Below are 26,112 nucleotides of genomic sequence, written 5' to 3'. Positions count from 1 at the left end.
CCGTCAGGTACCGGACTTGATCTTGGTCCAGGCCCGGGTCCGTGCCCGTTCGGCATCGCGGGGCAGCGGTTGCAGGGTGTAAAGCGTGCTCATCGCCGTTTCGGTAGGGTATAGATTCGGGTTGTTGCGGATCGCCGGGTCGACCAATTCTGTGGCGTCCTTGTTCGGATTCGGGTAGCCGACGAAGTCGCTGACTGGTGCAATCACCTGCGGCTGCAACAAGTAGTTGATGAAGGTGTAGGCGTCTTCCGGGTTCTTCGCGCCTTTGGGGATCGAGAGCATGTCGAACCAGATCGGCGCGCCTTCTTTCGGCAGGCGCATGTCGACGATCACGCCGTTCTTGGCTTCCTTGGCGCGGTTTGCTGCCTGGGAGAAGCTGCCGGAATAACCGACGGCGACGCAGATGTCTCCGTTGGCGATGTCGGCCATGTACTTCGAAGAATGGAAGTAGGTGACGTACGGACGAATCTTCATCAACAGCGCTTCAGCCTTGTCGTAGTCCGCCGGTTTCTTGCTGTTGGGGTCCAGACCCAGGTGTTGCAGGGCCAGCGGAAGGATCTCCGACGGCGAGTCGAGTAGCGCGACGCCGCACTGCTTGAGCTTGCTGATGTTCTCTTCCTTGAAGATCAGGTCCCAGCTGTCCACGGGTGCGTTGGCACCCAGTGCAGCCTTGATCTTGTCCGGGTTGAAGCCGATCAGGATGGTCCCGTACATGTACGGCACGGCAAATTTGTTGCCCGGATCGTTGGCTTCGATCAGCTTCATCAGCTTGGGATCGAGGTGGTTCCAGTTCGGCAGTTTGCTGCGATCCAGTGGCTGGAAAACGCCGGCCTCGATCTGCTTGGCGAGAAATACGTTGGACGGCACCACCACGTCATAGCCGGAGTTGCCGGTCAGCAACTTGGCCTCCAGCGCTTCGTTGGTGTCGAAGATGTCGTAGACCAGTTTGGTCTGGGTGTTCTGAGCCTTGAAGTCTTCCAGCGCTTTGGGGGTGATGTAGTCGAACCAGTTGTAGACGCGCAACGTTCGCTCTTCGGCGTGGACAGCAGCACTGAGCACCGTGGCGCACAGGGCTGGAGCGATAAAACGCTTGAGACTTTTCATTGTTCTAATTTCCTCATTGGGCGCTTTCAAAACCTTCGAGAACGTTCACGGCATTGATGCCGATTTCTTCTACCGCGTAGCCGCCTTCCATCACGAACAGCGTCGGCTTGCCGAGGCCCGCGATGCGTGCGCCCATGGCCAGGTAATCCGGGCTGTCGAGCTTGAACTGGGAGATCGGATCGTCCTTGAACGTATCGACGCCCAGGGAGACGACGACGATATCGGCGCCGTACTTTTCGATCTCTTTACAGGCTTGTTCGAGTGCGGCGCTCCAGCTGTCCCAGCCGCTACCGGCCGGCAAAGGGTAGTTGAAGTTGAAGCCTTCGCCGGCCCCTTCACCCAGCTCATCTTCATAGCCGAGGAAGAACGGGAACTCGGCTTCCGGATGACCATGGATCGAGGTGAACAGCACGTCGCTGCGCTCATAGAAAATCGACTGGGTGCCGTTGCCGTGGTGGTAGTCGACGTCGAGGATCGCGACTTTTTTATGGCCCTGATCGAGGAACGCCTGCGCAGCGATGGCGGCATTGTTGAGGTAGCAGTAACCGCCCATCAAATCGCTGGCGGCGTGGTGTCCCGGTGGACGGCACAAAGCGAAGGCACTGCGGGCGCCGCGTTGAATGACAGCTTGAGCGGTCAATGCGACTTGCGCCGCGCTGTACGCTGCTTGCCAGGTGCCAGCGGTAATCGGTGCGCCGCCGTCGAAGCTGTAATAGCCGAGCTGGCCGTGCAGGCTGGTGGGGATGATCCGGCGCAGGGTGCGGGCCGGCCAGGTGTAGGGCAGCAAGTCGCCGTCGGTACCGAATTCGGTCCAGCGCGCCCAGGCACCTTTGAAGAAGTCGAGGTAATCGCGGCTGTGGATGCGCGCGATCGGGTCGAGGCCGAAATCCTGGGGCGCCTCCACAGGGCCCAGATCGCGATACTGCACGCGCTGCAGAACATGGTCGGCCCGCGAGGGCATTTCGAAGCAGGGCATCAGTTGCCCGTCCATCAATTCGCAACGGCCGTGGTGCAGGTGGTGATCGTCCGAGTAGATCGTCAGCATTTCTTGTTCTCCGCAGGCTGATTCGGTTGAACACAGTCTTGCGGCGCGCGGCGTTTGAGAGAACGGCAGGAAAGGCCAAAAGGGGATCGATATGGCCAAAAGAATTGACCGGAATTCGCCCCTTATTGGAGCAGGTGCCCCAGCGCAGGGCATGGGAACGATCAGTAGTCAGGGGCGGAACTGACTCGGCGCCACACCGCTCCAGCGCACAAACGCATGGCGGAAACTCGCGGTCTCGCTGAAACCCAATGCTTCGGCGATTTGATAGATCGGCAGTTGGTCCTCGCAGAGCATGCGTTTGGCCTGCTCGAACCGCAGCTCATCAAGCAATTCCTGATAGCTGCAACCCAGGTCATTCAGGTGCCGACGCAAGGTGCGCGCCGAGCAATTCATCTGTTCGGCCAAACCTTCGAGGCCGGGCGCCGCATTCAACTGCGCGCTGAGTAGCTGGCGGATTCGTCCCAGCCACACCTGGCGACCCGTGAACTCGGTGTTCTGTTTGCGGCACCGTTCGGCCATGGCTTGATGGGTGATGGCGTCGGCCAGAGGCAGGGGGTGCTCCAGCCAGGCTTTGTCGAAGGCAAAGGCGTTGGACGCAGCGTCGAACTGCAAGGGGCAATCGAAACGTTCGGTGTAGCGTGCCTGATAGTCCGGTGCCGGGTATTCGAAGCGGGCGCCAAGCAGCGGCAACGGTTGGCCGAGCAGGTCTTCGCAAGTGACCTTCATCGAAACCAGGCAAAACTCGACATTGAATGGCGCCAGCGCAGGGTTTTCCCGATAGTCGCCAGCGGTGAGCCAGATGCGCTCGTTATCCTCTTCCAGGCTCAACTCGAACAGTGTTCCTAATAGCGCCGGATAGTGCAGTGCCAGCCGCAAGGCGTCACCTAAAGTGGCGCTGGTGAGTAAGGCGTACCCGAGCATGCCGTAGGACGAAACATGCATCCGCCGGCCCAATTCAAGGCCGATATCGTTGCGTAACGCGACGGCATTGGCACACACCAGCATTTCCTGGTTGGTGGTGATGCGCGTGTCCGCCCGGCTCAGATCCGCCGCGCTGATGCCGCTTCCCGCGAGCAGTGCTTCGCTGGACAGGCCTTCGGCCTTGAAGGTATTGAGCACCAGGGAGACAGCGTTGAGGGTGGTGAGGTGGGAGTGGAGCATGGGGTGTTCCAGCCTTGGGATGCTGGAACGCAGCAAGTTATATGCCGAGCGAAGAACCTGTAGGAGTGAGCCTGCTCGCGATGGCGTCGGCACATCCAGCATCAATGTGTCAGACATACCGCTATCGCGAGCAGGCTCACTCCTACAGGGGGTGGGTGGTGTCAGATGAGTTCGCCGCACAGGTCGAGTTCTACAAGGCGTCGTACTTCATCGGTGTCGAGTCCTGCTCCGAGCAGTGCGTGCAACTTGCCGAACGCCGCTTCCCGCGTCATCCCGCCACCCGAAAGCACGCCTGCATCGCGCAACCGACTGCCGGCCTCGTAAACATCCAGCACAACGCCACCTTCATGGCATTGGGTGACGGCTACAACCACAACACCCTTGTCCCGCGCCCGTTCCAGGCTGGCGAGGAACTCTGGATTGTCGCTTGGCCCGGTACCGCTGCCGTAGCACTCCAGCACCAGGCCCTGAATGCCGCTGTCGAGCAGGCCGTCCAGTATCTCGGCGCCGATACCGGGGAACAGCGGCAGCACAGCGACTTTCGCCTGTTGCTTGGGCTGGTTGTAGGTCAGCGGCACCGGTATTGAAGACGCCTTCGCACCGCCACCCTGACGCTCAAGACGCTTGAATGGATGACGACCGAAACTGCGCACCTTCGCGCACCGGGTCGGGTCCAGCAGTTCGCCGTGGAAGTACAGATGAACGCCCGGGGCAAGGCCGTGACCCAAAGCAACCAGCGCGCCACTGAGGTTTTCCCAGGCATCGCTGTCGGTCACGCCGGCCGGCAGCATGGAACCGGTGAACACCACGCGGGCATGCAGGCCGAGCAGCTGAAAACTCATGGCCGCAGCGCTGTAGGCGAGGGTATCGGTGCCATGCAGGATCAGGACGCTGTCGCAGCCCTGGACATCGACGGCGTCGACCACCGCTTCACGCAGTTGCTGCCAGTAAGCCGGGCTCATGTTGGCGCTGTCGATCAGCGGCGACATCTCGCGAAAGCGCCACTGCGGTACGACAAGGTCAGGCTGGCTGTGCAGATACTCGCGCATCCGGGCTTCGAAACCGGACGCCGGGGCCAGGCCATGAGCGCTGGCTTGCATACCGATGGTGCCACCGGTGTAGAGCACCATGACGTGCTGGGCGGCAGGGTAGGTCGAGGAATTCATGGGGGTTCTCCGAGAACGATGACAGCATGCGGTCGAGCATGACGCTGACCGCACGCTGTGTCACGCCGGGCGCGGGGGATGCGCCCGGTTTTTTACCGATCAGCGTTGCGCTGCGGGTACGCCTTGCGGCTCGGCTTCAGCCTTGGTGGCGGCCGCTGGCGGATTGGCTGGCCAGGCTTTCAAGTCCAGGTCCAGATCCGGGAATTTGCTCGAATCGAACACAGGCGTCTTGATGCCGGCCGCGCGCTGGTCATCGTAGTCACGCAGGATGCGCATGCCGACTTTGAACAGCAGGAACAGCGCGATCAGGTTCACGAACGCCAGCATCGTCATGGTGATGTCGGCGAAGGCGAACACCGTGCCGAGGTTTTCGATAGCGCCCCAGAAGATCAGCACCAATACCAGCGCGCGGTAGCCGATCAGCGCCTTGCGGTTTTCACCGATCAGGAAACGCAGGTTGCTCTCGCCCAGGTAGTAGTTGTAGAGGATCGAGGTGAACACGAACAACGACAGGGCCACGGAGATGAAGCTCCGGCCCCAGTCACCAACTACGGCCGCGAGCGAGTTCTGGGTCAGGGCAATGCCGTCGCCTTCGAAGCCCGGGGTGTAGAAGCCCGAGAGCAGGATCAGCAACGCGGTGCAGGTGCAGATCACAAAAGTGTCGAGGAACACGCTGAACGCCTGAACCACACCTTGTGCCACCGGGTGCTCGACCGACGCGACTGCGGCCACGTTTGGCGCACTGCCAAGGCCTGCTTCGTTGGCGAACACGCCGCGCTTCACGCCCATGACGATGGCGCTGCCGATCAGGCCGCCGAAGGCCTGGTCGAGACCGAAGGCGCTTTTGACGATGGTCATCAACATGCCCGGCACGTGGTCGAATTGCAGCACGATCACGTAGAGGGTCACGCCGATGTACACCAGGGTTTTCACCGGCACCAGCAGGTCAGCGACCTTGGCGATGCGCTTGATACCACCGATGAACACCAGACCCAGCAACACTGCCAGCGCCAGGCCGGTGTAAGTGGTGTCGAGGCCGAAAGCGTTGTTCAGCGAGTGAGTCACGGCGTGGGATTGCAGACCGTTGAAGGCGAAGCCGAAGGTGATCAGCAGCAGGAACGCCATGATCATGCCCAGCCAGCGTTTCTGCAGGCCGTGCTGGATGTAATAGGACGGGCCGCCACGGTATGTGCCATCGGAGTCGCAGCGCTTGTAGAGCTGGCCGAGGGAGCATTCGAAGAAGCTGCTGGACATGCCGACCAGCGCGGTCACCCACATCCAGAACACCGCACCCGGACCACCCAGGGTTACGGCGATACCGACACCGGCGATGTTACCCGCACCGACGCGGCCGGCGAGGCTGAGCATCAAGGCCTGGAACGAACTGAGTTGGCCGGCGCTGCTTTTCAGGCTGTCGCGGAATACCGCAAACATGTGGAAGAAGTGGCGCAATTGAACGAAACGCGAGCGGATCGTGAAGTAGCTACCGAGCCCGACAATGAGCACGATCAGTACTTTCCCTGAGAGGAAGTCGTTAATGACTTCGAGCATGGATTTTTCCTCGCTGTTTTTTGTGTAGGCAAATGCTGGGCGGGCAGAAACATCGCGTTACACCGGATTGCACGCGGCAAAACAGGTGAGGCGAAGGTTCGTCCCGATTTCATATTGCGGGTTTGTTATTAGTTCGGGTTTCGCATGGGTTTGGGCCTCGTTACCGACGACCGCTCACGCGAAGAGGGGCGGCACTATACCGATGAGTGTGCCGTCCGTCTGCACGATTGTGGTGCAAGCGATAAATCGAAGCCTTTGAAACACCTGACGTTTTAGCGCCGGGCTCGTGTAGGAGTGAGCCTGCTCGCGATGCAGGCACTGCGGTATTTCAGTTACACCGCGTAATCGTTCATCGCGAGCAGGCTCGCTCCCACAGAAGACGGTTGTCCTTTCAATAATTAAAAAAAAGGGCTTGGGGAATAAATCCCCAAGCCCTCAAAAGGTGAGAGGTGTCTAGTCCCTCGACCTGGTGAGCGGTGCCACAAGTAACGCGTCGGATCAGGCTTTAAGCGGAACCAGACGCGGAGCAATCATGTTTTCCGGGCGCAGGATGTCGGCGAGCATTTCGTCGTCGAGCAAGCCTTCTTCGCGCACCAGTTCCAGCACGCCGCGGCCGCTTTCGAGGGCGATACGGGCGATACGGGTGGCGTTTTCATAGCCGATGTACGGGTTCAGCGCGGTGACCAGACCGATCGAGTGCTCGACCAGTTCGCGGCAGCGCTCTTCGTTGGCGGTGATGCCGACGATGCAGTGCTCGCGCAGCATGTCCATGGCGCGTTGCAGCAGGCGGATCGAGTCGAAGATCTTGAACGCGATCAGCGGCTCCATCACGTTCAGTTGCAGTTGGCCGCCTTCGGCTGCGATGGTTAGCGCCAAGTCGTTGCCGATGATCTGGAACGCCACCTGGTTAACCGCTTCCGGGATAACCGGGTTGACCTTGCCAGGCATGATCGAGCTGCCTGGCTGACGCGCTGGCAGGTTGATTTCGTTGATGCCGGTGCGTGGGCCGCTGGACAGCAGGCGCAGGTCGTTGCAGATCTTCGACAGTTTGACCGCGGTGCGCTTGAGCATGCCGGAGAACAGCACGAAGGCGCCCATGTCGGAGGTGGCTTCGATCAGGTCGGCGGCTGGAACCAGCGGTTGACCGCTGATCAGCGCCAGACGCTGAACGGCCAGAAGCTGGTAACGCGGGTCGGCGTTGATGCCGGTACCGATCGCGGTGCCGCCCAGGTTCACTTCGGTCAGCAGTTCAGGTGCCAGTGTTTTCAGACGTGCCAGGTCTTCGCTCAATGTGGTGGCGAAGGCACGGAATTCTTGACCCAGGGTCATCGGCACGGCGTCTTGCAGCTGGGTACGGCCCATCTTCAGGACGTGGCTGAACTCAACACCCTTGGCGGCGAACGCCTGGATCAGGCTGTCGAGGCTGGCCAGCAGCGCGTCGTGACCCAGCAGCAGACCCAGACGGATCGCGGTCGGGTAGGCGTCGTTGGTCGACTGCGCCATGTTCACGTCGTTGTTCGGGTGCAGGTATTGGTATTCGCCCTTCTGGTGACCCATGGCCTCCAGCGCGATGTTGGCGATGACTTCGTTGGCGTTCATGTTGGTTGAAGTGCCAGCGCCGCCTTGAATCATGTCCACCACGAACTCTTCGTGGAAATCGCCGCGGATCAAACGTGCACAGGCTTCGCTGATGGCAGCGTGCTTGGCTTCGCTCAGGTGACCCAGTTCGCGGTTGGCGTCAGCGGCGGCCTGTTTGACCATGGCCAGGCCGACAACCAGCTTCGGGTAATGCGAAATCGGAACGCCGGAGAGACGGAAGTTATTCACCGCTCGCAGGGTCTGGATGCCGTAATACGCTTGAGCAGGTACTTCGAGTACGCCAAGCAGGTCTTTTTCTGTGCGGAAAGATGCAGCGGAGGACATGATAGAAATCATCTCGATATGGACCCGGTCTGTGCCGGAACACTGCAAATGCTAGGCTTGTGGAGAATTTTGGGCCAATGCTGTTAAACACTAGCCTATGCACATTCGGCATAATGCCCGTGTGACGCCGCGTGTGCGGCGAGCGTGTGACCTAAATTGGTGCGTGTCCGGGAGGGCGTGATGAACCTTGAAAGTAAATGGCTGGAGGACTTTAGTGCTCTGGCCGCCACCCGCAGCTTCTCCCAGGCTGCCGAACGACGCTTCGTGACGCAGCCAGCGTTCAGCCGGCGAATCCGCAGCCTCGAAGCCGCGCTCGGCCTGCAACTGGTCAACCGTTCGCGCACGCCGATCGAGCTGACGGCGGCGGGGCAGTTGTTTCTGGTCACCGCGCGAACGGTGGTCGAGCAGCTCGGTGAAGTGTTGCGTCACCTTCATCATCTGGAAGGCGGGCAGGGTGAAGTGATGCAGGTTGCCGCTGCTCACTCCCTGGCGCTGGGTTTCTTCCCGCGCTGGATCGCGCAGTTGCGTAATGAAGGCCTGAACATCGCGACGCGCCTGGTGGCAACCAACGTCGGTGATGCCGTGCATGCGCTACGCGAAGGCGGCTGCGATCTGATGTTGGCGTTCTATGACCCGGATGCCGCGATGCAGATGGACCCGGAGATTTTCCCGTCGCTGCACCTTGGCGACACTGAAATGCTCCCGGTCTGCGCGGCGGACGCCGAGGGCAAGCCGCTGTTTGACTTGGAGGGTGAAGGCAGTGTGCCGCTGCTCGCCTACAGCGCCGGTGCATTTCTCGGGCGTTCGGTGAACATGCTGCTGCGCCAGCGTGCACTGCGCTTCACCACCATTTACGAAACCGCCATGGCCGACAGCCTCAAAAGCATGGCGCTGGAAGGATTGGGCATTGCCTGGGTGCCGCGGCTCAGCGTGCGCGCTGAACTGGCTCGTGGCGAACTGGTGGTTTGCGGCGGCCCGCAATGGCATGTGCCGCTGGAGATTCGCCTGTACCGCTGCGCCTTGGTGCGCAAGGCGAACGTGCGGTTGCTGTGGCGCAAGCTGGAAGGCGGTGCCGCGCAGGGCACTTAAGCACATCGAATAACCCTGTGGGAGCGAGCTTGCTCGCGATAGCGGACTAACATTCAACATCAATGGTGACTGTCCCGACGCCATCGCGAGCAAGCTCGCTCCCACAGGGGATCGGTGTTGTATTTGACTGACTCTTAAGTCAATAAAACCGGCACTTTGCGCCGAATGACAGATGGTCGCTATGGGGGCTGTTTATCTGCTTCATTGAGGTATACTGCGCGGCCTTCGGCCGGTTCGTCCGGCCATAATTCGTACAATCAAGCCACGCATTTTGCGTGGCTTGTTGTTTTTTGACGCGCCTGCGGGCGCCCAGAGAGAAGAGGCACGACGATGAGTGCACTGGTTGGCGTGATCATGGGCTCCAAGTCCGATTGGTCCACCCTTAGCCACACCGCCGATATGCTGGAAAAGCTCGGCATTCCTTACGAGGTGAAAGTGGTCTCTGCCCACCGCACCCCGGACCTGCTGTTCCAGTACGCCGAAGAGGCTGAGGCGCGTGGCATCGAGGTGATTATCGCCGGTGCCGGCGGCGCGGCTCATTTGCCAGGCATGTGTGCGGCCAAGACCCACCTGCCGGTGCTGGGCGTGCCGGTGCAGTCGTCGATGCTTTCGGGCGTCGATTCGCTGCTGTCTATCGTGCAGATGCCCGCGGGCATTCCGGTCGCCACCCTGGCCATCGGCAAGGCTGGCGCGATCAACGCAGCACTGCTCTCGGCGAGCATCCTCGGCGCCAAGCGCCCGCAGTTCCACGCGGTGCTGAAAAAATTCCGCGCTGAGCAGACAGACAGCGTCCTGGAAAATCCAGACCCACGCATCGCCTGAGGTTGTTGACGATGAAGATCGGTGTAATCGGTGGCGGCCAGTTGGGTCGCATGTTGGCGCTGGCGGGCACTCCGCTGGGCATGAACTTCGCTTTCCTGGACCCCGCGCCGGATGCTTGCGCAGCCGCGTTGGGCGAACACCTGCGGGCCGATTACGGCGATCAGGATCACCTGCGTCAGCTGGCCGATGAAGTCGATCTGGTGACTTTCGAATTCGAAAGCGTCCCGGCTGAAACCGTGGCTTTCCTGTCGCAGTTCGTCCCGGTCTACCCGAGCGCCGAAGCCCTGCGCATCGCCCGTGATCGCTGGTTCGAGAAGAGCATGTTCAAGGACCTGGGGATTCCCACCCCGGCGTTCGCCGACATTCAATCGCAAGCCGATCTGGACGCTGCCGTGGCTTCCATCGGTCTGCCAGCCGTGCTGAAAACCCGCACCCTGGGTTACGACGGCAAGGGCCAGAAAGTCCTGCGCAAACCTGAAGACGTGGCCGGTACGTTTGCCGAACTGGGCAGCGTGGCCTGCCTGCTGGAAGGTTTCGTGCCGTTCACCGGCGAAGTGTCGTTGATCGCCGTGCGCGCTCGTGATGGCGAAACCAGGTTCTATCCGCTGGTTCACAACACCCACGACAGCGGCATCCTCAAGTTGTCCGTGGCCAGCACCGACCACCCGCTGCAAGCCTTGGCGGAAGACTATTCCAGCCGTGTGCTCAAGCAGCTGAATTACGTCGGCGTGATGGCGTTCGAGTTCTTTGAAGTCGACGGTGGCCTCAAGGCCAACGAGATCGCCCCGCGTGTGCATAACTCGGGTCACTGGACCACTGAAGGTGCCGAGTGCAGCCAGTTCGAAAACCACCTGCGGGCCGTTGCCGGTCTGCCGCTGGGTTCGACGGCCAAGGTCGGCGAGAGCGCGATGCTCAACTTCATCGGTAAAGTGCCGGAGACCGAGAAAGTCCTGGCCATTGCCGATTGCCATCTGCATCACTATGGCAAGGCGTTCAAGGTCGGTCGCAAGGTCGGTCACGCCAACCTGCGCTGCGCCGACAAGGCCACGCTGGAGCAGCAGATCCTCAAGGTCGAAGCGCTCATCGCCGAATAGTTTCATGTGGCAGCGGCGGAACCATTCAGGGGCCGCCGTTCTCTCATGGCAGGATGCCAAAGTCTGACTAGGCTTTGGGCATATCCAAATCATTCAGAGGGAAATGCCATGGGAATTATCGGAACCATCTTTATCGGCTTGATCGTCGGCCTGCTGGCTCGGTTCCTGAAACCGGGCGATGACAGCATGGGCTGGATCATGACCATCCTGCTCGGTATCGGCGGTTCGCTGGCGGCTACTTACGGCGGCCAGGCTCTGGGCATCTACCAGGCCGGTCAAGGCGCAGGCTTCATCGGTGCGCTGGTCGGCGCGGTGGTGTTGCTGGTGATCTACGGTTTGATCAAAAAGAACTGATCCAAAGCGACAAAGCCCCCTCTGCGCCGCACGCAGAGAGGGCTAGAATGCTCGGCGTTGCACCGTCCTCTCCTTTACCGAGCACCTCCATGCGCCGTCTTTTACTGACTTTCCTTTTACTGGGCTCGGGCCTCGCCCATGCCGGCGAATTGCCGGAAACCGACTGGCTCGAATTGATGCCCAAGTCGGACCAGAAAGCCCTCGAGGCCATGCCTGAAATCGACCACAACTCACCCGAATCCAATGGCACCTTTACAAAAAAGGGTGGGATGAAGCAGAGCAAGGGTTTGCCGGCGGTGATGTATTCGACCAAAACCGTGCCGTCGATGAACGACAAGAACATCCGCATCGGTGGTTATCCGGTGCCGCTGGAATCCGACGCCCAGGGCCGCAGCACGCTGTTCTTCCTCGTGCCGTATCCGGGCGCCTGCATTCACGTGCCGCCACCGCCACCTAATCAATTGGTGTTGGTGCGTTATCCGAAGGGTTTGAAGCTGAATGATATCTACACGCCGCTGTGGGTGACCGGCACGCTGAAGGTCGAGAAGGTCAACAACGACCTGGCTGATGCGGCGTATGCGCTGGATGCGGCGAAAGTGCGGGTGGTAAAAGAATCAGATCTGTAGGTGATCAAAATGTGGGAGTGAGCCTGCTCGCGATGGCGGTGAAACAGTCAACATTGATGTTGGATGTTATGGCCCTATCGCGAGCAGGCTCGCTCCCACATTGGGTATCTGGTGTTAGAGAGGTTTGCTGCCGATGCTGACACCCAGGGTATGGCTCGCACCCGGTGCCAGCGTCACCACATCACCCATCACATTCGCCGTTTCAATGCACAGCATCCGCTGCCAGCCATCGTCGGCCATGTCGCTGAACGCCGCAGCGCGATCAATCCACGGATTCCAGATCACCGCCGAGCGTGAGCCGCTGCTGGTCAGCTCGATGCGTCGTTCCCAGGCCGGATCGACAATACTCAGCTTCGCCGGGGTATTGAGATAGATACGATCGGTCTCGCCGGCAAAACGCAGATCGCCGGTCTGAGTGACGGTTTTCCAGTCGTCCAGGGTTTCGATGTAACTCAAGCCATCCAGCCCTTCGACATGCACTTCGCGTACATCGCTGACCGCGAAATAGCTGTGCAGCGCCTGGCTGATGGTGACGTTGTCAGCGCCCTGGTTATGGCTGGTCAGGCTGATGTGCAGTTGCTCATCCAGACGAATGCTCAGCTTCAAATCCACTTGATGTGGCCAGCCTGGCAAGCCGCCTTCAGGGTAAGGCAGAACAAACTCCACCTTGAGGCTTTCGCCCTCGGTTTCAATGCCGCCCAGTTCCCAGTCCATCGCCCTTACCAGCCCGTGGGCGGTCGGCGCTTCGTTGCTGACGCGCATCGCCTGAACGCTCTGCGGGTTGCGCGGCAGATTGCCGAACCACGGCCAGCACACCGGAACCCCGGCGCGGATGCTCTTGCCAGTCTTGAACACGGCCTCGTCGTTGAGCCAGATCAGCGGCGGTTGCCCGGCCACTTGATAACTGAGGATGTGCGCGCCCTGCTGGGCAACCAGCAATTCGGCCTGCCCGTGGCGGATGCGCCAGCAGTTCAGTTCATCCAGTTTCACGGCTTCAACGTTGGGCGTACTCATGGGCAACTCTCGATCAGGAACAATGACTGCAATGGACCGCAGAAAAGTCGCAGTGTTTAACGAGCTCTCGGCGGAACCGAACGGGTGCGTCCGCTGCCGTCGATGGCGACGAACACAAACACGGCTTCAGTCACCTTACGCCATTCACTGGACAGCGGATCGTCACTCCAGACTTCGACCATCATCTGAATCGAGCTGCGGCCGATTTCCAGCGCCTGGGTATAGAAGGAGAGCTGAGCGCCCACCGCTACCGGAACCAGAAACGCCATGCGGTCGATCGCAACCGTAGCCACGCGGCCACCCGCGACTTTGCTGGCCATTGCGGTGCCGGCCAAATCCATCTGCGACACCAGCCAACCGCCGAAAATATCGCCAAAGCCGTTGGTTTCGCGAGGAAGCGCGGTAATTTGCAGGGCAAGGTCGCCTTGCGGGATTGGATCTTCTTGTTCGAGCTCTATCATGCCGGGGGTGCCTCTGACCCGTGACTCTCATTGGTACTTCAGGTGAATAGCCGTCTCAAGGAAAAACGATTCAGCCCCGAACATACTACGTTCGTCACGTTTTTCGTAAGGCGCCTAAAGGGAAACTCTGCGAAATCGGCTGACGGCTGCCAACGACGTTTTCGCACAGCAACCCCTTACAAGCAGGTGCAGGATTGCGAGTATATCGGTCGGTAGACTCCGAGACGACCGTCCGGTTCTCATTTCGACCGTCAAATACGCACCTCTATGTGCTTTTTCGAACAATTTGCTATCGTGCCGGACCTGCCCAAGCCTCAGCCAGCGTTGTTGGGGTTGCAGATCCGACTATAAGAGAAGCCTTGCCATGACCACAGCGCCTTCGAGCATCGCGCAGCCAACCCAGTCCGCACGTCCGCTGACTCGCAACGACTACAAGACGTTATCGCTGTCTGCCTTGGGCGGCGCGCTGGAGTTTTACGATTTCATCATCTTCGTGTTCTTCGCCACGGTGGTCGGCAAGCTGTTCTTCCCGGCCGACATGCCCGAGTGGCTGCGCTTGATGCAGACCTTCGGGATCTTTGCCGCCGGCTACCTGGCGCGTCCGCTGGGCGGTATCGTCATGGCGCACTTCGGCGACCTGCTGGGACGCAAGAAGATGTTCACCCTGAGCATTTTCATGATGGCGGTGCCGACCCTGATCATGGGTTTGCTGCCGACTTATGCACAGATCGGCATGTGGGCGCCGATCCTGTTGCTGCTGATGCGGGTGATTCAGGGCGCGGCGATTGGCGGTGAAGTGCCGGGCGCGTGGGTATTCGTTTCCGAACACGTGCCGCAGCGGCACATCGGCTACGCCTGCGGCACCCTGACCTGCGGCCTGACGGCCGGTATCCTGCTGGGCTCGTTGGTCGCCACCGCGATCAACAGCATTTACACCCCGGTCGAAGTGTCGGATTACGCCTGGCGGATTCCGTTCCTGCTGGGTGGCGTGTTCGGCCTGTTCTCGGTTTACCTGCGCCGCTGGTTGCACGAGACGCCGGTATTCGCCGAGCTGCAACTGCGCAAGGCACTGGCAGAAGAAGTGCCGCTGCGCGCGGTGTTGCGCGACCATCGCGGGGCGATCCTGATTTCCATGCTGCTGACCTGGCTGCTGTCCGCCGGCATCATCGTGGTCATCCTGATGACCCCGACCGTGCTGCAGACCGTCTACCACTTCTCGCCAACCACCGCATTGCAGGCCAACAGCCTGGCGATCGTGTTTCTGAGCCTGGGCTGCGTCGCCTCCGGTGCACTGGCTGACCGCTTCGGCGCGGGTCGAGTCTTCGTGTTCGGCAGTGCCGCGTTGCTGATCAGTTCGTGGACCTTCTACCACAGCCTGTTCAACCACCCGGACTGGCTGTTCCCGATGTACGCCGTGACCGGCTTGCTGGTCGGCACCATCGGTGCAGTGCCGTATGTGATGGTCAAAGCCTTCCCGGCGGTGGTGCGCTTCAGCGGGCTGTCGTTCTCCTACAACCTGGCCTACGCCATCTTCGGCGGCCTGACCCCGATGGTTGTCACCTTGCTGCTGAAGGAAAGCCCGTTGGGGCCTGCGTATTACGTAGCGATCATCTGCGGTGTCGGGATTCTGGTGGGCGCGTACCTCTGGAAGAAAGGTCGCTAAGCCGACCCTTTGTATCGACTGCACTGGCCCCATCGCGAGCAGGCTCGCTCCCACATTGGTTCTGTGTTCACCGCAGATCCCCTGTGGGAGCGAGCCTGCTCGCGATGAAGGCGACGCGAATCATCCTGCAAAAGATCGAATGCTGGCCTTTCATCCAATTGTCATATTTCAGCCATAGAGTGTTCACACGGCCTGCTGATACTTGGCCCCGACTTAACACACCTATCTGCTAGGAGTAAGGCATGAAACTGAAGCGTTTGATGGCGGCAATGACTTTTGTCGCTGCTGGCGTTGCGACTGCCAACGCGTTCGCCGCTGTTGACCCGTCGATCCCGAGCTACACCAAGACCACTGGTGTGTCGGGCAACTTGTCCAGTGTCGGCTCCGATACCCTGGCCAACCTCATGACCCTGTGGGCTGAGAACTACAAAAAAGAATACCCGAACGTAAACATCCAGATTCAGGCCGCTGGCTCCGCCACTGCGCCACCTGCGCTGACTGAAGGCACCTCTAACCTGGGCCCGATGAGCCGCAAGATGAAGGACACCGAACTGGCTGCCTTCGAGCAGAAGTACGGCTACAAGCCAACCGCTATCCCGGTTGCAGTAGACGCCCTGGCTATCTTTGTTCACAAAGACAACCCGATCCAGCACCTGACCATGGAACAAGTCGACGCAGTCTTCTCGTCCACTCGTCTGTGCGGCGCTAAAACCGACGTGAAAACCTGGGGCGACCTGGGCGTGACCGGCGACCTGGCGAACAAGCCGGTTCAGCTGTTCGGTCGTAACTCGGTATCCGGCACCTACGGCTACTTCAAAGAAGAAGCTCTGTGCAAAGGCGACTACAAGGCAAACGTCAACGAACAACCAGGCTCGGCTTCGGTCGTGCAGTCGATCAGCTCCTCGCTGAACGGCATCGGTTACTCGGGCATCGGCTACAAAACCGCTTCCGTGAAGACTGTGGCTCTGGCCAAAAAAGGCACCACTGAATTCATTGAAGACACCGAAGAAAACGCCCTGAACGGCAAGTACCCGCTGTCGCGTTTCCTCTACGTTTACGTCAACAAAGCCCCGAACAAACCTCTGGCGCCGCTGGAAGCTGAGTTCGTGAAGCTGGTTCTGTCCAAACAGGGCCAGGAAGTTGTAGTGAAAGACGGCTACATCCCACTGCCGGCCAAGGTTGCTGCAAAAGCACTGGCTGACCTGGGTCTGCAGGAAGGCGGCGCTGAAGTCGCAAAAAAGTAAAACCTTGAGTCCGGGATAAACCCGGACTCTGTAGGAGCTGTCGAGTGAAACTAGGCTGCGATCTTTTGATCTGGCCTCTAACCGCAAGATCAAAAGATCGCAGCCTCGGTTCCCTCGACAGCTCCTGCAACCCCCAATTTTTCAGTCCGCTGCCAGTTCCCACAGGCGGCGGATTTGTTGCGTCACTGCATTGTCATCTTTCTGTCATACAGGATCGCTAGGGTGTGCGAATGAATGATCTGGCCAATTCCACCATGACTACTAATCCCCCCAAGCGAATTGACTTCAATACGCCTGAGTTGCAACGCAAGCGCCGCATCCGCGCGCTCAAAGATCGCCTGACCCGTTGGTACGTCCTCGTGGGCGGCCTCGCCGTTCTCGGCGCGATCACGCTGATCTTCTTCTTCCTGGCCTACGTTGTCGCGCCCCTGTTTCAGGGCGCTGACCTGACCGCCAAGGACGCCATCACGCCGGCCTGGATGCAAGACGCCGGCAAGCCGTTGATGATCTCCCTGGAAGAACAGAACCAGGTCGCCATGCGGGTTTCCGACAAGGGCCAGGCGTTGTTCTTCGATATCGACAGTGGCGCTGAACTCAAGCGCGTCGATCTGAAGGTTCCGGCCGGCACTACCGTGACCTCCATCGGTGAAGACCAACCAGGCCATCCATTGGTGGCGGTGGGCTTGTCCAACGGCCAGGCGCTGGTATTCCGTCACACTTATAAAGTCAGCTACCCGGACGGCAAGAAAACCATCTCGCCGGCCATCGAATACCCGTACGGCGAAACGCCGATCGCGCTGAACGAGGCGGGCGGTGCGCTGGAGCACGTCAGCCTTAACGCGACCGATACGACGCTGATGCTGGTCGGTTCCACCGGTTCGCAGCTCAATGTTTTGTCGCTGACCAGCGAAGAAAACATGATGACCGGCGAAGTCAGCAATGAGCAGAAGCGCATCGATCTGCCGCAGATGACGGAGCCGGTGAAGAACATCTTCGTCGACCCGCGTCAGCAGTGGCTGTACGTGATTAACGGTCGCGCCCAGGCCGACGTGTTCAGCCTGCGCGACAAGAGCCTCAATGGTCGCTACAAGCTGCTGGAAGATGGCGAAGCGCAGATCACCGCCAGTACTCAACTGGTGGGCGGCATCTCGCTGATCCTCGGTGACTCCAAGGGTGGTCTGGCTCAGTGGTTCATGGCGCGCGACCCGGACGGCGAGCTGCGTCTGAAGCAGATTCGTACCTTCCAGATGGGCACCGCGCCGATTGTGGAAATCACCGCCGAAGAACGTCGCAAAGGCTTCGTTGCCCTCGACGCGTCCGGCAAGCTCGGCGTCTTCCACAGTACCGCTCACCGCACCTTGCTGGTCGATCAGGTGGTGGAAGGCCAAGGCATTTTCGGTCTGTCGCCGCGTGCCAACCGCATCATCGTCGAGGCCAACGGTAAGGTGCAGCCACTGTTGCTGGACAATCCGCACCCGGAAGTTTCGTGGAGCGCATTGTGGAGCAAGGTCTGGTACGAGAACTACGACGAGCCTAAATACGTCTGGCAATCGACCGCCGCCAACACTGACTTCGAACCGAAGATGAGCTTGTCTCCGCTGACCTTCGGTACCTTGAAAGCCGCGTTCTACGCCATGCTGTTGGCCGCGCCGCTGGCCGTCGCTGCGGCGATCTACACCGCATACTTCATGGCCCCAAGCTTGCGCCGCAAGGTCAAACCGGTGATCGAGTTGATGGAAGCGATGCCGACGGTGATCCTCGGCTTCTTCGCCGGCCTGTTCCTCGCGCCGTATGTGGAAGGTCACTTGCCGGGCATCTTCAGCCTGCTGATGCTCGTGCCGATCGGCATTCTGGTAGCGGGTTTCACCTTCAGCCGCTTGCCTGAATCGATCCGCCTGAAAGTGCCGGAAGGCTGGGAAAGCGCGATCCTGATCCCGGTGATCCTGTTCGTGGGCTGGCTGTCGCTGTACATGAGCCCGTACATGGAAACCTGGTTCTTCGGCGGCGACATGCGCATGTGGATCTCCCACGACCTGGGCATCACCTACGACCAGCGCAACGCACTGGTGGTGGGTCTGGCCATGGGCTTTGCGGTCATTCCGAACATCTACTCCATCGCCGAAGACGCCGTGTTCAGCGTGCCTCGCGGTTTGACCCTCGGCTCTCTGGCCCTCGGTGCCACGCCGTGGCAGACCATGACTCGCGTGGTGATCCTCACCGCCAGCCCGGGCATTTTCTCGGCGCTGATGATCGGCATGGGCCGTGCAGTCGGTGAAACGATGATCGTGCTGATGGCCACCGGTAACACCCCGGTCATGGAAATGAACTTGTTCGAAGGCCTGCGCACCCTGGCGGCCAACGTTGCGGTGGAAATGCCCGAATCGGAAGTCGGCGGCAGCCACTACCGCGTGCTGTTCCTCTCGGCGCTGGTGCTGCTGTTGTTCACCTTCGTCATGAACACCCTCGCAGAACTGATTCGTCAGCGTCTGCGCAAGAAATACTCGTCGCTTTAAGAAAGGTAGAAGTCTGTGAAACAGAACTCCCTGAATGGATGGTTCAAGAGCGGCGCCCCCGGCGTCTGGATCAGCGGTGGCGCGGTGTCCATCGCGGTCATCATGACCATTGGCCTGCTGGCCGTGATTGCCGTGCGCGGTCTGGGCCACTTCTGGCCGGCGGACCTGATCCACGCCAGTTACGACGTGCCGGGCCAGGCCAATCACCTGGTCATCGGTGAAGTGGTACAGAAAGAAGAAGTGCCGCGCGAGCGCCTGAAAAGCGCTGGCCTGCCGGTGCCCGATCAGGGCCCGGAGTTCATGACCCGCGAGCTGATCAAGGTTGGCAACCGTGACTTGAACGGCAACGACTTCACCTGGATCGTCGGCGAGTGGCTGACCAACCAGAAGACGCCGCCAGAGCTGATGACCATCGAGCGTCGCGAATGGGGCAACTTCTACGGCTACCTGGTCAACGTCAAACAGGACGGCAAGGTCATCGCTGAAGGCGAAGCGGCGTGGCCTGAGTTGCAGGCGCGTGTGGAACGCGTCAACAAGCTCGCCGCGCAGCTCAAGAGCCTGGAAAAAACCGACATTGGCGCAATCAACTCGGGTCTGGAGCGTGTGCGTCTGCACGGCCGCAAACTGGAGTTGGCAGGCCAGCTCGACGCTACCGCACAAGCGGACATGGAATCCGAGCGCGCTGAGCTCAATGCGCGCTATCAAGACATCGAAGCCCGTCTGAATGACCTGCACGCCCAATTCAACCGCGACAGCCTCACGGCCCGCGATGCGAACGGCAAAGAAATCGAAATCAGCATCGGTAAAGTGGTACATGCCTACCAGCCGAACGCGATGGGCACCGTTACCAAGATCGGCTTCTACTTCAGCAAGGTGTGGGAATTCCTCAGTGATGACCCGCGTGAAGCGAACACCGAAGGCGGGATCTTCCCGGCGATTTTCGGCACCGTGATGATGACGTTGATCATGGCGATGATCGTGACCCCGTTCGGCGTGCTGGCGGCGGTTTACCTGCGTGAATACGCCAAGCAGAACGCGCTTACGCGGATTATCCGCATCGCCGTGAACAACCTGGCCGGTGTCCCAGCCATCGTTTACGGCGTGTTCGGTCTGGGCTTCTTCGTCTACGTATTGGGCGGCTCGGTTGACCGGTTGTTCTTCCCTGAAGCACTGCCGGCACCGACCTTCGGTACGCCGGGTCTGCTCTGGGCCTCGCTGACCCTGGCGCTGCTGGCGGTGCCGGTGGTGATCGTGGCCACTGAAGAAGGTCTGGCGCGGATCCCTCGCACCGTGCGTGAAGGCTCGTTGGCCCTCGGCGCAACCAAGGCTGAAACCTTGTGGAAGATCGTGCTGCCGATGGCCAGCCCGGCGATGATGACCGGCATGATCCTCGCGGTGGCTCGCGCCGCTGGTGAAGTGGCGCCGCTGATGCTGGTAGGTGTGGTGAAACTGGCGCCGTCGCTGCCGCTGGACGGCAACTACCCGTACCTTCACCTGGACCAGAAGATCATGCACCTGGGCTTCCATATTTATGACGTCGGCTTCCAGAGCCCGAACGTCGAAGCTGCGCGGCCGCTGGTGTACGCCACGGCGCTGCTGCTGGTGCTGGTGATCGCCACGCTTAACCTGTCGGCCGTCTATATCCGTAACCACCTGCGCGAAAAATACAAAGCGCTGGATAGCTGATTTCTTATGTGGGAGCCAGCCTGCTGGCGATGGCATCACCGCGGTTTACAGATTGACCGCGTTGCCTGAATCGCCAGCAGGCTGGCTCCCACAAAAACTGAACCGAATTTGTTAGCACAGGGAGCCTCCCATGCAGCACGAAGCACATACCCACGGCATCAACATGTCGGCGCTGGGTCGCGACAAACAGAGCCTGAGTCTCGAACAGGAAACGGTAGCCATTGAAGTGCCGGGCCTGAGCCTGTTCTACGGTGACAAACAAGCGCTGTACGACGTCAGCATGAACATCCCGAAACAGCGCGTGACCGCCTTCATCGGCCCGTCCGGCTGCGGCAAGTCCACGCTGCTGCGCACCTTCAACCGCATGAACGATCTGGTGGATGGCTGTCGTGTCGAAGGCGAGATCAACCTCTACGGCAACAACATCTACCGTAAGGGCGAAGACGTAGCCGAGCTGCGTCGTCGCGTCGGCATGGTGTTCCAGAAGCCTAACCCGTTCCCGAAAACCATCTACGAGAACGTGGTCTACGGCCTGCGCATCCAGGGCATCAACAAAAAGCGCATCCTCGACGAAGCCGTCGAGTGGGCGTTGAAAGGCGCGGCACTGTGGGACGAAGTCAAAGACCGTCTGCATGAGTCGGCGCTGGGCCTGTCCGGTGGTCAGCAACAACGTCTGGTGATCGCTCGCACCATCGCCGTGGAGCCGGAAGTGCTGCTGCTCGACGAACCGTGCTCGGCACTCGACCCGATCTCCACGCTGAAAGTCGAAGAGCTGATCTACGAACTGAAATCCAAGTTCACCATCGTCATCGTGACCCACAACATGCAACAGGCCGCGCGGGTTTCCGATTACACGGCGTTCATGTACATGGGCAAACTGGTGGAATTCGGCGACACCGACACCCTGTTCACCAATCCGGCGAAGAAGCAGACCGAAGACTACATCACGGGTCGCTACGGCTAGGAAGCTGTTGTTGCTCACTGAACTGACGCTGCGGTCCACCGCACCTTACCGGACGCTCCAAGGACGCCAACATGATTAGCAAAGAAGGCCTTACCCATCACATCTCCGCGCAGTTCAACGCTGAGCTCGAGGAGGTGCGCAGCCACCTCCTGGCCATGGGCGGGCTGGTGGAAAAGCAGGTCAACGACGCGGTCACCGCGCTGATCGAGGCCGACTCCGGCCTGGCCCAGCAGGTTCGCGAGATCGACGACCAGATCAACCAGATGGAACGCAACATCGACGAAGAATGCCTGCGCATTCTGGCTCGCCGTCAGCCGGCAGCGTCGGACTTGCGTTTGATCATCAGCATCTCCAAGTCGGTCATCGACCTGGAGCGCATCGGTGACGAAGCGACCAAGATCGCCCGTCGCGCCATCCAGTTGTGCGAAGAAGGCGAAGCCCCGCGGGGTTACGTCGAGGTTCGCCACATCGGCGACCAGGTCCGCAACATGGTTCGCGATGCACTGGACGCCTTTGCCCGCTTCGACGCCGACCTGGCGTTGTCGGTGGCCCAGTACGACAAGATCATCGACCGCGAATACAAAACCGCGCTGCGCGAGCTCGCCACCTACATGATGGAAGACCCGCGCTCTATCTCGCGGGTCTTGAGCATCATTTGGGTGTTGCGTTCGCTGGAACGGATCGGCGACCACGCACGCAATATCTCGGAGCTGGTGATTTACCTGGTGCGCGGCACCGACGTGCGGCACCTGGGCCTCAAGCGCATGAAAGAAGAAGTTGAAGGCACAAGTGGCGAAACCGCTAATGTTCCGGGCAAAGCTGACGATAAGTAAGATTGCCTGAGAAAAGCGCCCGGCCTTTTGGCCGGGCGTTTTTGTTTGTGGTTGATGAATTCGAAAGCAGCACCCGCGAACGAAAAGTCCCGGCGTGACTGAAGGTTTTTGGCAATGTGCCATCAGCAAAGCGGTATGCTTGCCGGGATTTTTTAAAGGGGTGATGGATGAGTAAGGTCAGTGTGTTGGTCGTGGACGATGCGTCGTTCATTCGTGACCTGGTGAAGAAGTGCTTGCGCAACTACTTCCCGGGGATCCGGATCGAAGACGCGGTCAACGGCAAAAAGGCTCAGGCCTTGCTGGCACGGGAAGCGTTCGACCTGGTCCTGTGCGACTGGGAAATGCCGGAAATGTCCGGCCTGGAACTGCTGACCTGGTGCCGCGAGCAGGACAACCTCAAGACCATGCCGTTCGTGATGGTGACCAGCCGTGGCGATAAAGAGAACGTCGTTCAGGCGATCCAGGCCGGTGTTTCCGGCTACGTCAGCAAGCCGTTCACCAACGAGCAACTGCTGACCAAGGTCAAGCAGGCCCTGAACAAGGTCGGCAAGCTCGACACCTTGATGAACAGCGCGCCGACCAAAATGAACTCGGCGTTCGGCAACGACTCCCTGAGCGCATTGACCGGTGGCAAAGCTGCCGTGGTCGCGCCTGCAGCGGCGCCGGTCAACCCGTTCGCCAAACCTGTCGCCGCCGCGCTGGCTCCGGCGGCTGCTCCGTCTCGCGGTCTGCTCAACAGCCCGCCGATCAAGCCTCCAGCGTCCTCCGCAGCGCCAACGGGCGGTCGTGGCCAGGGCCAATTGCGCCTGCCGAACGGCATTCAGCAATGTGTGATCAAGGCCTTGAGTCTCAAGGAAGCACTGCTGGTGGTGAAGCGTACCGACGCCCTGCCGCAAGTGCTCGACAGCGCCGTGCTCGACCTGGAGCAGGGCGATAACGCCGAAACCGCCCGTCTGAACGGCTACCTGCACGCCATCGTCGCCCACGAGCCGAAGCCCGACAGCGACTGGTTGCAACTGACCTTCCGCTTCGTCGACCAGGATGCGCAGAAGCTTGATTACATTTCCCGTTTGATAGCACGTGGTACGGCGCAGAAGCATTTCGTACCCGGCGCTTAAGTTCGGTATCGTCTGTTAGGCCGCCATCGCGAGCAATCGAGCGTCGACCGGCTGCTCCCACATTGGAATGCGTTCCCTTGTGGGAGCGAGCTTGCTCGCGATGAGTTCTTCGAACTCACCACACATCCGCTGAACGGCCCATTTTGAAACATCTGCCGACTACCCGGGTCCATTGCAGCTGCTAGGCTCCTACCCAGGCCTTACTCGACAGAATCTTGCCCATGCTCGCGCGCCTGCTGTTTTTCTGCGGTCTTTTCATGGCATCCGCCTCGGCGATGGCCCTGACGATCTACAAGTCCACCGACGCCAATGGCGTGGTCTCCTACAGCGACCGCCCCACGACGGGCTCCAAGGTGTTCGTTTTTCGTGATCGCATGGTCGAGAATCTAGAGCGTCAGGTGTACCTCGTCATCACGAAGAAGAAGGGCGTGGACAGCGTTTACGTGCGCAATGACTTGTATGCGCCGGTAGAAATCGAATTGAGCTTCGGCGGGCTGAAGAACGTCAGTGGTGCGCCGAGCCGCCCGATCCGCCGGGTGATGCCGGCACGCAGCAGTATTCGTCTGGCGCTGCTCACGGCCACGCAGCCCGAAAGGCCGCTCGCGTATGTCCCCAAATTTGAATACTCCCTGGGCGACCCCTCAGGGGCCGCCCAGGCCTATCGGTACCCGCTGCCGTGGCGTGGCGGACCGTTTCGGCTGAGTCAGGGCGCCAACGGTCAATACAGCCACTTCGGTCCAAAGAACCGCTACGCCATGGACATCGCCATGCCCGAAGGCACGCAGATCATCGCGGCGCGTGGCGGTGTGGTGGTGAAAACCGAGAATGCCCAGACCGGGCGCGGCAACGATCCGTCGGGTAATTTCGTGCGGGTGCTGCACGATGACGGGACGATGGGCGTGTACCTGCACCTCAAACAAGGTTCGGTGAGCGTTCGCGAGGGGCAACGGGTGTCGGTGGGGAGTCCACTGGCCTTGTCGGGCAATACCGGCAACAGCAGCGGGCCGCACCTGCATTTCGTGGTGCAGCGCAATACCGGGTTGGGGCTGGTGTCGATCCCGTACCAGTTCAATCAACCGGTGGGCGCGTTGCCCAACTTTGCGTTGGGCAAGCAGTGAGGTGTTGCCTGTTCTGACGCCTTCGCGAGCAAGTCGAATCGTCGCACCGCCGCTCCCACAAGGTCTGTGCAAAACCTGTGGGAGCGAGCCTGCTCGCGAAGGGATCGACGCGGATCCGGATCAGCGTATCAATCGAGCATCAACACCTTGGCCAGAATGATCTTCGGCCCTTTCATCTTCTTGATGATGATCCGCAAGCCCTCGACTTCCAGCACTTCTTCCTCTTCCGGCACCCGTTTCAGGGTTTCGTAGACCAGCCCGGCGAGGGTTTCGGCTTCGATGTGGTCCAGATCGATGCCCAGCAGGCGCTCGACCTTGAACAGCGGCGTGTCGCCGCGCACCAGCAGCTTGCCCGGCTGGTACGCGAGGATCCCGCGCTCAGCCTTGCGGTGTTCGTCCTGAATGTCGCCGACCAGTACTTCCAGCACGTCTTCCATGGTCAGGTAGCCGATGATGTTGCCATCGGCTTCTTCGACCAGGGCGAAGTGCGAGCCGCCTTTGCGGAATTGCTCCAACAACTGCGACAGCGGCATATGGCGCGAAACCCGCTCCAGCGGCCGGGTCAGTTCGGCGAGGTTGAACGACTCGGGAATGTGGTCCAGGGCTGCCAGTTCCAGCAGCAAATCCTTGATGTGCAGCAGGCCGACGAACTCCTGACGATCGCTGTCGTACACCGGATAACGGCTGAACTTGTGGCGACGGAACATCGCCAGGATTTCCTTCAGCGGCGCGTTGAACTCCAGCGTCACCAGGTCTTCCCGGGAGTTGGCCCAGTCGACCACTTCCAGCTCGCCCATTTCCACGGCGGAAGCCAAAACACGCATGCCTTGGTCGCTCGGGTCCTGGCCACGGCTGGAGTGCAGGATCAATTTCAGTTCTTCACGGCTGTAATGGTGCTCGTGATGAGGGCCGGGTTCACCTTGGCCGGCGATCCGCAGGATCGTGTTGGCGCTGGCGTTGAGCAGGTAAATCGCCGGGTACATCGCCCAGTAAAACAGGTACAGCGGCACGGCGGTCCAGAGCGATAGCAGCTCGGGTTTGCGGATGGCCCAGGATTTCGGGGCCAGCTCACCGACCACGATGTGCAGGTACGAGATGACGAAGAACGCAGCGAAGAACGACACGCCTTTGATCACTTCGGCCGATTGCACGCCGACGGCTTCAAGGATCGGCTCGAGGATGTGCGCGAACGCCGGCTCACCGACCCAGCCGAGGCCGAGGGAGGCGAGGGTGATACCCAATTGGCACGCCGAGAGGTACGCATCGAGCTGACTGTGAACGGTGCGCAGGATGTGTCCGCGCCAGCCGTTTTTATCAGCGATGGCCTCTACACGGGTCGAGCGCAGTTTGACCATGGCAAATTCCGCCGCAACGAAAAAACCGTTGAGCAAAACCAGGATCAGAGCAAAAAGAATCATGCCGAAATCGGCGAAGAGTGTCGCGAGGGTCAAGCCAGGGGAAGGGTCCATGATGGAGTTTTGCGGTTTCCGTGTATTCGAAAGGAAAGAAAAAAGTGCGCCTGAAGGGCAGGCGCAAGTCAGCCAATGTAGCGGCTGACCGGGC

22 protein-coding genes are annotated in these 26,112 nt (G+C 60.1%); 13 read left to right on the top strand and 9 right to left on the bottom strand.

What is annotated here, in order from left to right:
• Window positions 1-3 precede the first annotated feature (3 nt).
• The 6 genes from AC3IUE_RS32080 to aspA form a co-directional block, all read right to left on the bottom strand.
• The gene (locus AC3IUE_RS32080) at window positions 4-1,104 is read right to left on the bottom strand and encodes a polyamine ABC transporter substrate-binding protein (protein ID WP_489264723.1); all 1,101 of its coding nucleotides are present in this window, start codon (window positions 1,102-1,104) and stop codon (window positions 4-6) included.
• 13 nt (window positions 1,105-1,117) lie between these two features.
• The gene (locus tag AC3IUE_RS32075) at window positions 1,118-2,149 is read right to left on the bottom strand and encodes a histone deacetylase family protein (protein ID WP_046044984.1); all 1,032 of its coding nucleotides are present in this window, start codon (window positions 2,147-2,149) and stop codon (window positions 1,118-1,120) included.
• 168 nt (window positions 2,150-2,317) lie between these two features.
• The gene (locus AC3IUE_RS32070; RefSeq protein ID WP_489264721.1) at window positions 2,318-3,310 is read right to left on the bottom strand and encodes an AraC family transcriptional regulator; all 993 of its coding nucleotides are present in this window, start codon (window positions 3,308-3,310) and stop codon (window positions 2,318-2,320) included.
• 161 nt (window positions 3,311-3,471) lie between these two features.
• Window positions 3,472-4,476 carry an asparaginase gene (locus AC3IUE_RS32065; RefSeq protein WP_489264719.1) on the bottom strand — a complete coding sequence of 335 codons (1,005 nt, stop codon included), beginning with the start codon at window positions 4,474-4,476 and terminating at the stop codon, window positions 3,472-3,474.
• A 99-nt stretch (window positions 4,477-4,575) separates the two neighbouring features.
• A complete protein-coding gene (locus tag AC3IUE_RS32060) occupies window positions 4,576-6,027 on the bottom strand; it encodes an alanine/glycine:cation symporter family protein (RefSeq protein ID WP_489264717.1) in 1,452 nt (483 codons plus the stop codon).
• Between the two features lie 498 nt (window positions 6,028-6,525).
• Window positions 6,526-7,950, bottom strand: coding sequence for an aspartate ammonia-lyase (gene aspA / locus AC3IUE_RS32055; protein WP_046044988.1), 1,425 nt, complete (start codon window positions 7,948-7,950; stop codon window positions 6,526-6,528).
• A gap of 180 nt (window positions 7,951-8,130) precedes the next feature.
• Between aspA and AC3IUE_RS32050 the strand changes: the two genes are divergently transcribed.
• From AC3IUE_RS32050 to AC3IUE_RS32030, 5 genes are all read left to right on the top strand, one after another.
• Complete coding sequence (locus AC3IUE_RS32050) at window positions 8,131-9,039, top strand: LysR substrate-binding domain-containing protein (protein WP_489264715.1); 909 nt, start codon at window positions 8,131-8,133, stop codon at window positions 9,037-9,039.
• A gap of 330 nt (window positions 9,040-9,369) precedes the next feature.
• The gene (purE, locus tag AC3IUE_RS32045) at window positions 9,370-9,861 is read left to right on the top strand and encodes a 5-(carboxyamino)imidazole ribonucleotide mutase (RefSeq protein WP_046044990.1); all 492 of its coding nucleotides are present in this window, start codon (window positions 9,370-9,372) and stop codon (window positions 9,859-9,861) included.
• A gap of 11 nt (window positions 9,862-9,872) precedes the next feature.
• Entirely contained in the window at window positions 9,873-10,955 is a 1,083-nt protein-coding gene (locus tag AC3IUE_RS32040) for a 5-(carboxyamino)imidazole ribonucleotide synthase (protein ID WP_046044991.1), read from the top strand.
• A gap of 108 nt (window positions 10,956-11,063) precedes the next feature.
• Entirely contained in the window at window positions 11,064-11,309 is a 246-nt protein-coding gene (locus AC3IUE_RS32035; RefSeq protein WP_008030708.1) for a GlsB/YeaQ/YmgE family stress response membrane protein, read from the top strand.
• Between the two features lie 89 nt (window positions 11,310-11,398).
• Window positions 11,399-11,935 (top strand): DUF3299 domain-containing protein, encoded by a 537-nt coding sequence (locus AC3IUE_RS32030; RefSeq protein WP_046044992.1) that lies wholly within the window; start codon window positions 11,399-11,401, stop codon window positions 11,933-11,935.
• 114 nt (window positions 11,936-12,049) lie between these two features.
• Here the strand turns inward: AC3IUE_RS32030 and AC3IUE_RS32025 are convergent, their stop codons facing one another.
• On the bottom strand, window positions 12,050-12,949 hold the full coding sequence (locus tag AC3IUE_RS32025; RefSeq protein WP_489264711.1) for a D-hexose-6-phosphate mutarotase: 900 nt from the start codon (window positions 12,947-12,949) through the stop codon (window positions 12,050-12,052).
• 56 nt (window positions 12,950-13,005) lie between these two features.
• Window positions 13,006-13,410 (bottom strand): acyl-CoA thioesterase, encoded by a 405-nt coding sequence (locus tag AC3IUE_RS32020; protein WP_003177184.1) that lies wholly within the window; start codon window positions 13,408-13,410, stop codon window positions 13,006-13,008.
• A gap of 364 nt (window positions 13,411-13,774) precedes the next feature.
• Here AC3IUE_RS32020 and AC3IUE_RS32015 point away from each other — a divergent pair, with 364 nt between their 5' ends.
• From AC3IUE_RS32015 to AC3IUE_RS31980, 8 genes are all read left to right on the top strand, one after another.
• On the top strand, window positions 13,775-15,073 hold the full coding sequence (locus AC3IUE_RS32015) for an MFS transporter (protein WP_056738607.1): 1,299 nt from the start codon (window positions 13,775-13,777) through the stop codon (window positions 15,071-15,073).
• 242 nt (window positions 15,074-15,315) lie between these two features.
• Window positions 15,316-16,317 carry a phosphate ABC transporter substrate-binding protein PstS gene (locus AC3IUE_RS32010; RefSeq protein WP_489264708.1) on the top strand — a complete coding sequence of 334 codons (1,002 nt, stop codon included), beginning with the start codon at window positions 15,316-15,318 and terminating at the stop codon, window positions 16,315-16,317.
• Window positions 16,318-16,547: 230 nt separating this feature from the next.
• The gene (locus AC3IUE_RS32005; RefSeq protein WP_489264706.1) at window positions 16,548-18,830 is read left to right on the top strand and encodes an ABC transporter permease subunit; all 2,283 of its coding nucleotides are present in this window, start codon (window positions 16,548-16,550) and stop codon (window positions 18,828-18,830) included.
• A gap of 15 nt (window positions 18,831-18,845) precedes the next feature.
• On the top strand, window positions 18,846-20,516 hold the full coding sequence (gene pstA, locus AC3IUE_RS32000) for a phosphate ABC transporter permease PstA (RefSeq protein WP_489264704.1): 1,671 nt from the start codon (window positions 18,846-18,848) through the stop codon (window positions 20,514-20,516).
• Window positions 20,517-20,646: 130 nt separating this feature from the next.
• Window positions 20,647-21,480: a phosphate ABC transporter ATP-binding protein PstB gene (gene pstB / locus AC3IUE_RS31995; RefSeq protein ID WP_033059285.1), complete on the top strand. Its 834-nt coding sequence runs from the start codon at window positions 20,647-20,649 to the stop codon at window positions 21,478-21,480.
• A 71-nt stretch (window positions 21,481-21,551) separates the two neighbouring features.
• Window positions 21,552-22,313, top strand: coding sequence for a phosphate signaling complex protein PhoU (gene phoU / locus AC3IUE_RS31990; RefSeq protein ID WP_008150055.1), 762 nt, complete (start codon window positions 21,552-21,554; stop codon window positions 22,311-22,313).
• Between the two features lie 167 nt (window positions 22,314-22,480).
• On the top strand, window positions 22,481-23,431 hold the full coding sequence (locus AC3IUE_RS31985) for a response regulator (RefSeq protein WP_489264701.1): 951 nt from the start codon (window positions 22,481-22,483) through the stop codon (window positions 23,429-23,431).
• 221 nt (window positions 23,432-23,652) lie between these two features.
• Window positions 23,653-24,549, top strand: coding sequence for a peptidoglycan DD-metalloendopeptidase family protein (locus tag AC3IUE_RS31980; RefSeq protein WP_489264699.1), 897 nt, complete (start codon window positions 23,653-23,655; stop codon window positions 24,547-24,549).
• Between the two features lie 128 nt (window positions 24,550-24,677).
• Here AC3IUE_RS31980 and AC3IUE_RS31975 read toward each other — a convergent pair whose 3' ends face one another.
• Complete coding sequence (locus AC3IUE_RS31975) at window positions 24,678-26,018, bottom strand: hemolysin family protein (protein WP_033059291.1); 1,341 nt, start codon at window positions 26,016-26,018, stop codon at window positions 24,678-24,680.
• Window positions 26,019-26,112 lie beyond the last annotated feature (94 nt).

This window comes from Pseudomonas sp. GL_093 (genome assembly GCF_057837605.1).
Note: the sequence above shows the minus strand (reverse complement) of the source record. Positions and strands in the feature narration are given on the sequence as shown.

Bases quoted from the DNA above. Each gene is read 5' to 3' on its own strand.
- AC3IUE_RS32080 (WP_489264723.1), bottom strand. From the start codon at position 1,104: ATGAAAAGTCTCAAGCGTTTTATCGCTCCAGCCCTGTGCGCCACGGTG.
- AC3IUE_RS32075 (WP_046044984.1), bottom strand. From the start codon at position 2,149: ATGCTGACGATCTACTCGGACGATCACCACCTGCACCACGGCCGTTGC.
- AC3IUE_RS32070 (WP_489264721.1), bottom strand. From the start codon at position 3,310: ATGCTCCACTCCCACCTCACCACCCTCAACGCTGTCTCCCTGGTGCTC.
- AC3IUE_RS32065 (WP_489264719.1), bottom strand. From the start codon at position 4,476: ATGAATTCCTCGACCTACCCTGCCGCCCAGCACGTCATGGTGCTCTAC.
- AC3IUE_RS32060 (WP_489264717.1), bottom strand. From the start codon at position 6,027: ATGCTCGAAGTCATTAACGACTTCCTCTCAGGGAAAGTACTGATCGTG.
- aspA (WP_046044988.1), bottom strand. From the start codon at position 7,950: ATGTCCTCCGCTGCATCTTTCCGCACAGAAAAAGACCTGCTTGGCGTA.
- AC3IUE_RS32050 (WP_489264715.1), top strand. From the start codon at position 8,131: ATGAACCTTGAAAGTAAATGGCTGGAGGACTTTAGTGCTCTGGCCGCC.
- purE (WP_046044990.1), top strand. From the start codon at position 9,370: ATGAGTGCACTGGTTGGCGTGATCATGGGCTCCAAGTCCGATTGGTCC.
- AC3IUE_RS32040 (WP_046044991.1), top strand. From the start codon at position 9,873: ATGAAGATCGGTGTAATCGGTGGCGGCCAGTTGGGTCGCATGTTGGCG.
- AC3IUE_RS32035 (WP_008030708.1), top strand. From the start codon at position 11,064: ATGGGAATTATCGGAACCATCTTTATCGGCTTGATCGTCGGCCTGCTG.
- AC3IUE_RS32030 (WP_046044992.1), top strand. From the start codon at position 11,399: ATGCGCCGTCTTTTACTGACTTTCCTTTTACTGGGCTCGGGCCTCGCC.
- AC3IUE_RS32025 (WP_489264711.1), bottom strand. From the start codon at position 12,949: ATGAGTACGCCCAACGTTGAAGCCGTGAAACTGGATGAACTGAACTGC.
- AC3IUE_RS32020 (WP_003177184.1), bottom strand. From the start codon at position 13,410: ATGATAGAGCTCGAACAAGAAGATCCAATCCCGCAAGGCGACCTTGCC.
- AC3IUE_RS32015 (WP_056738607.1), top strand. From the start codon at position 13,775: ATGACCACAGCGCCTTCGAGCATCGCGCAGCCAACCCAGTCCGCACGT.
- AC3IUE_RS32010 (WP_489264708.1), top strand. From the start codon at position 15,316: ATGAAACTGAAGCGTTTGATGGCGGCAATGACTTTTGTCGCTGCTGGC.
- AC3IUE_RS32005 (WP_489264706.1), top strand. From the start codon at position 16,548: ATGAATGATCTGGCCAATTCCACCATGACTACTAATCCCCCCAAGCGA.
- pstB (WP_033059285.1), top strand. From the start codon at position 20,647: ATGCAGCACGAAGCACATACCCACGGCATCAACATGTCGGCGCTGGGT.
- phoU (WP_008150055.1), top strand. From the start codon at position 21,552: ATGATTAGCAAAGAAGGCCTTACCCATCACATCTCCGCGCAGTTCAAC.
- AC3IUE_RS31985 (WP_489264701.1), top strand. From the start codon at position 22,481: ATGAGTAAGGTCAGTGTGTTGGTCGTGGACGATGCGTCGTTCATTCGT.
- AC3IUE_RS31980 (WP_489264699.1), top strand. From the start codon at position 23,653: ATGCTCGCGCGCCTGCTGTTTTTCTGCGGTCTTTTCATGGCATCCGCC.
- AC3IUE_RS31975 (WP_033059291.1), bottom strand. From the start codon at position 26,018: ATGGACCCTTCCCCTGGCTTGACCCTCGCGACACTCTTCGCCGATTTC.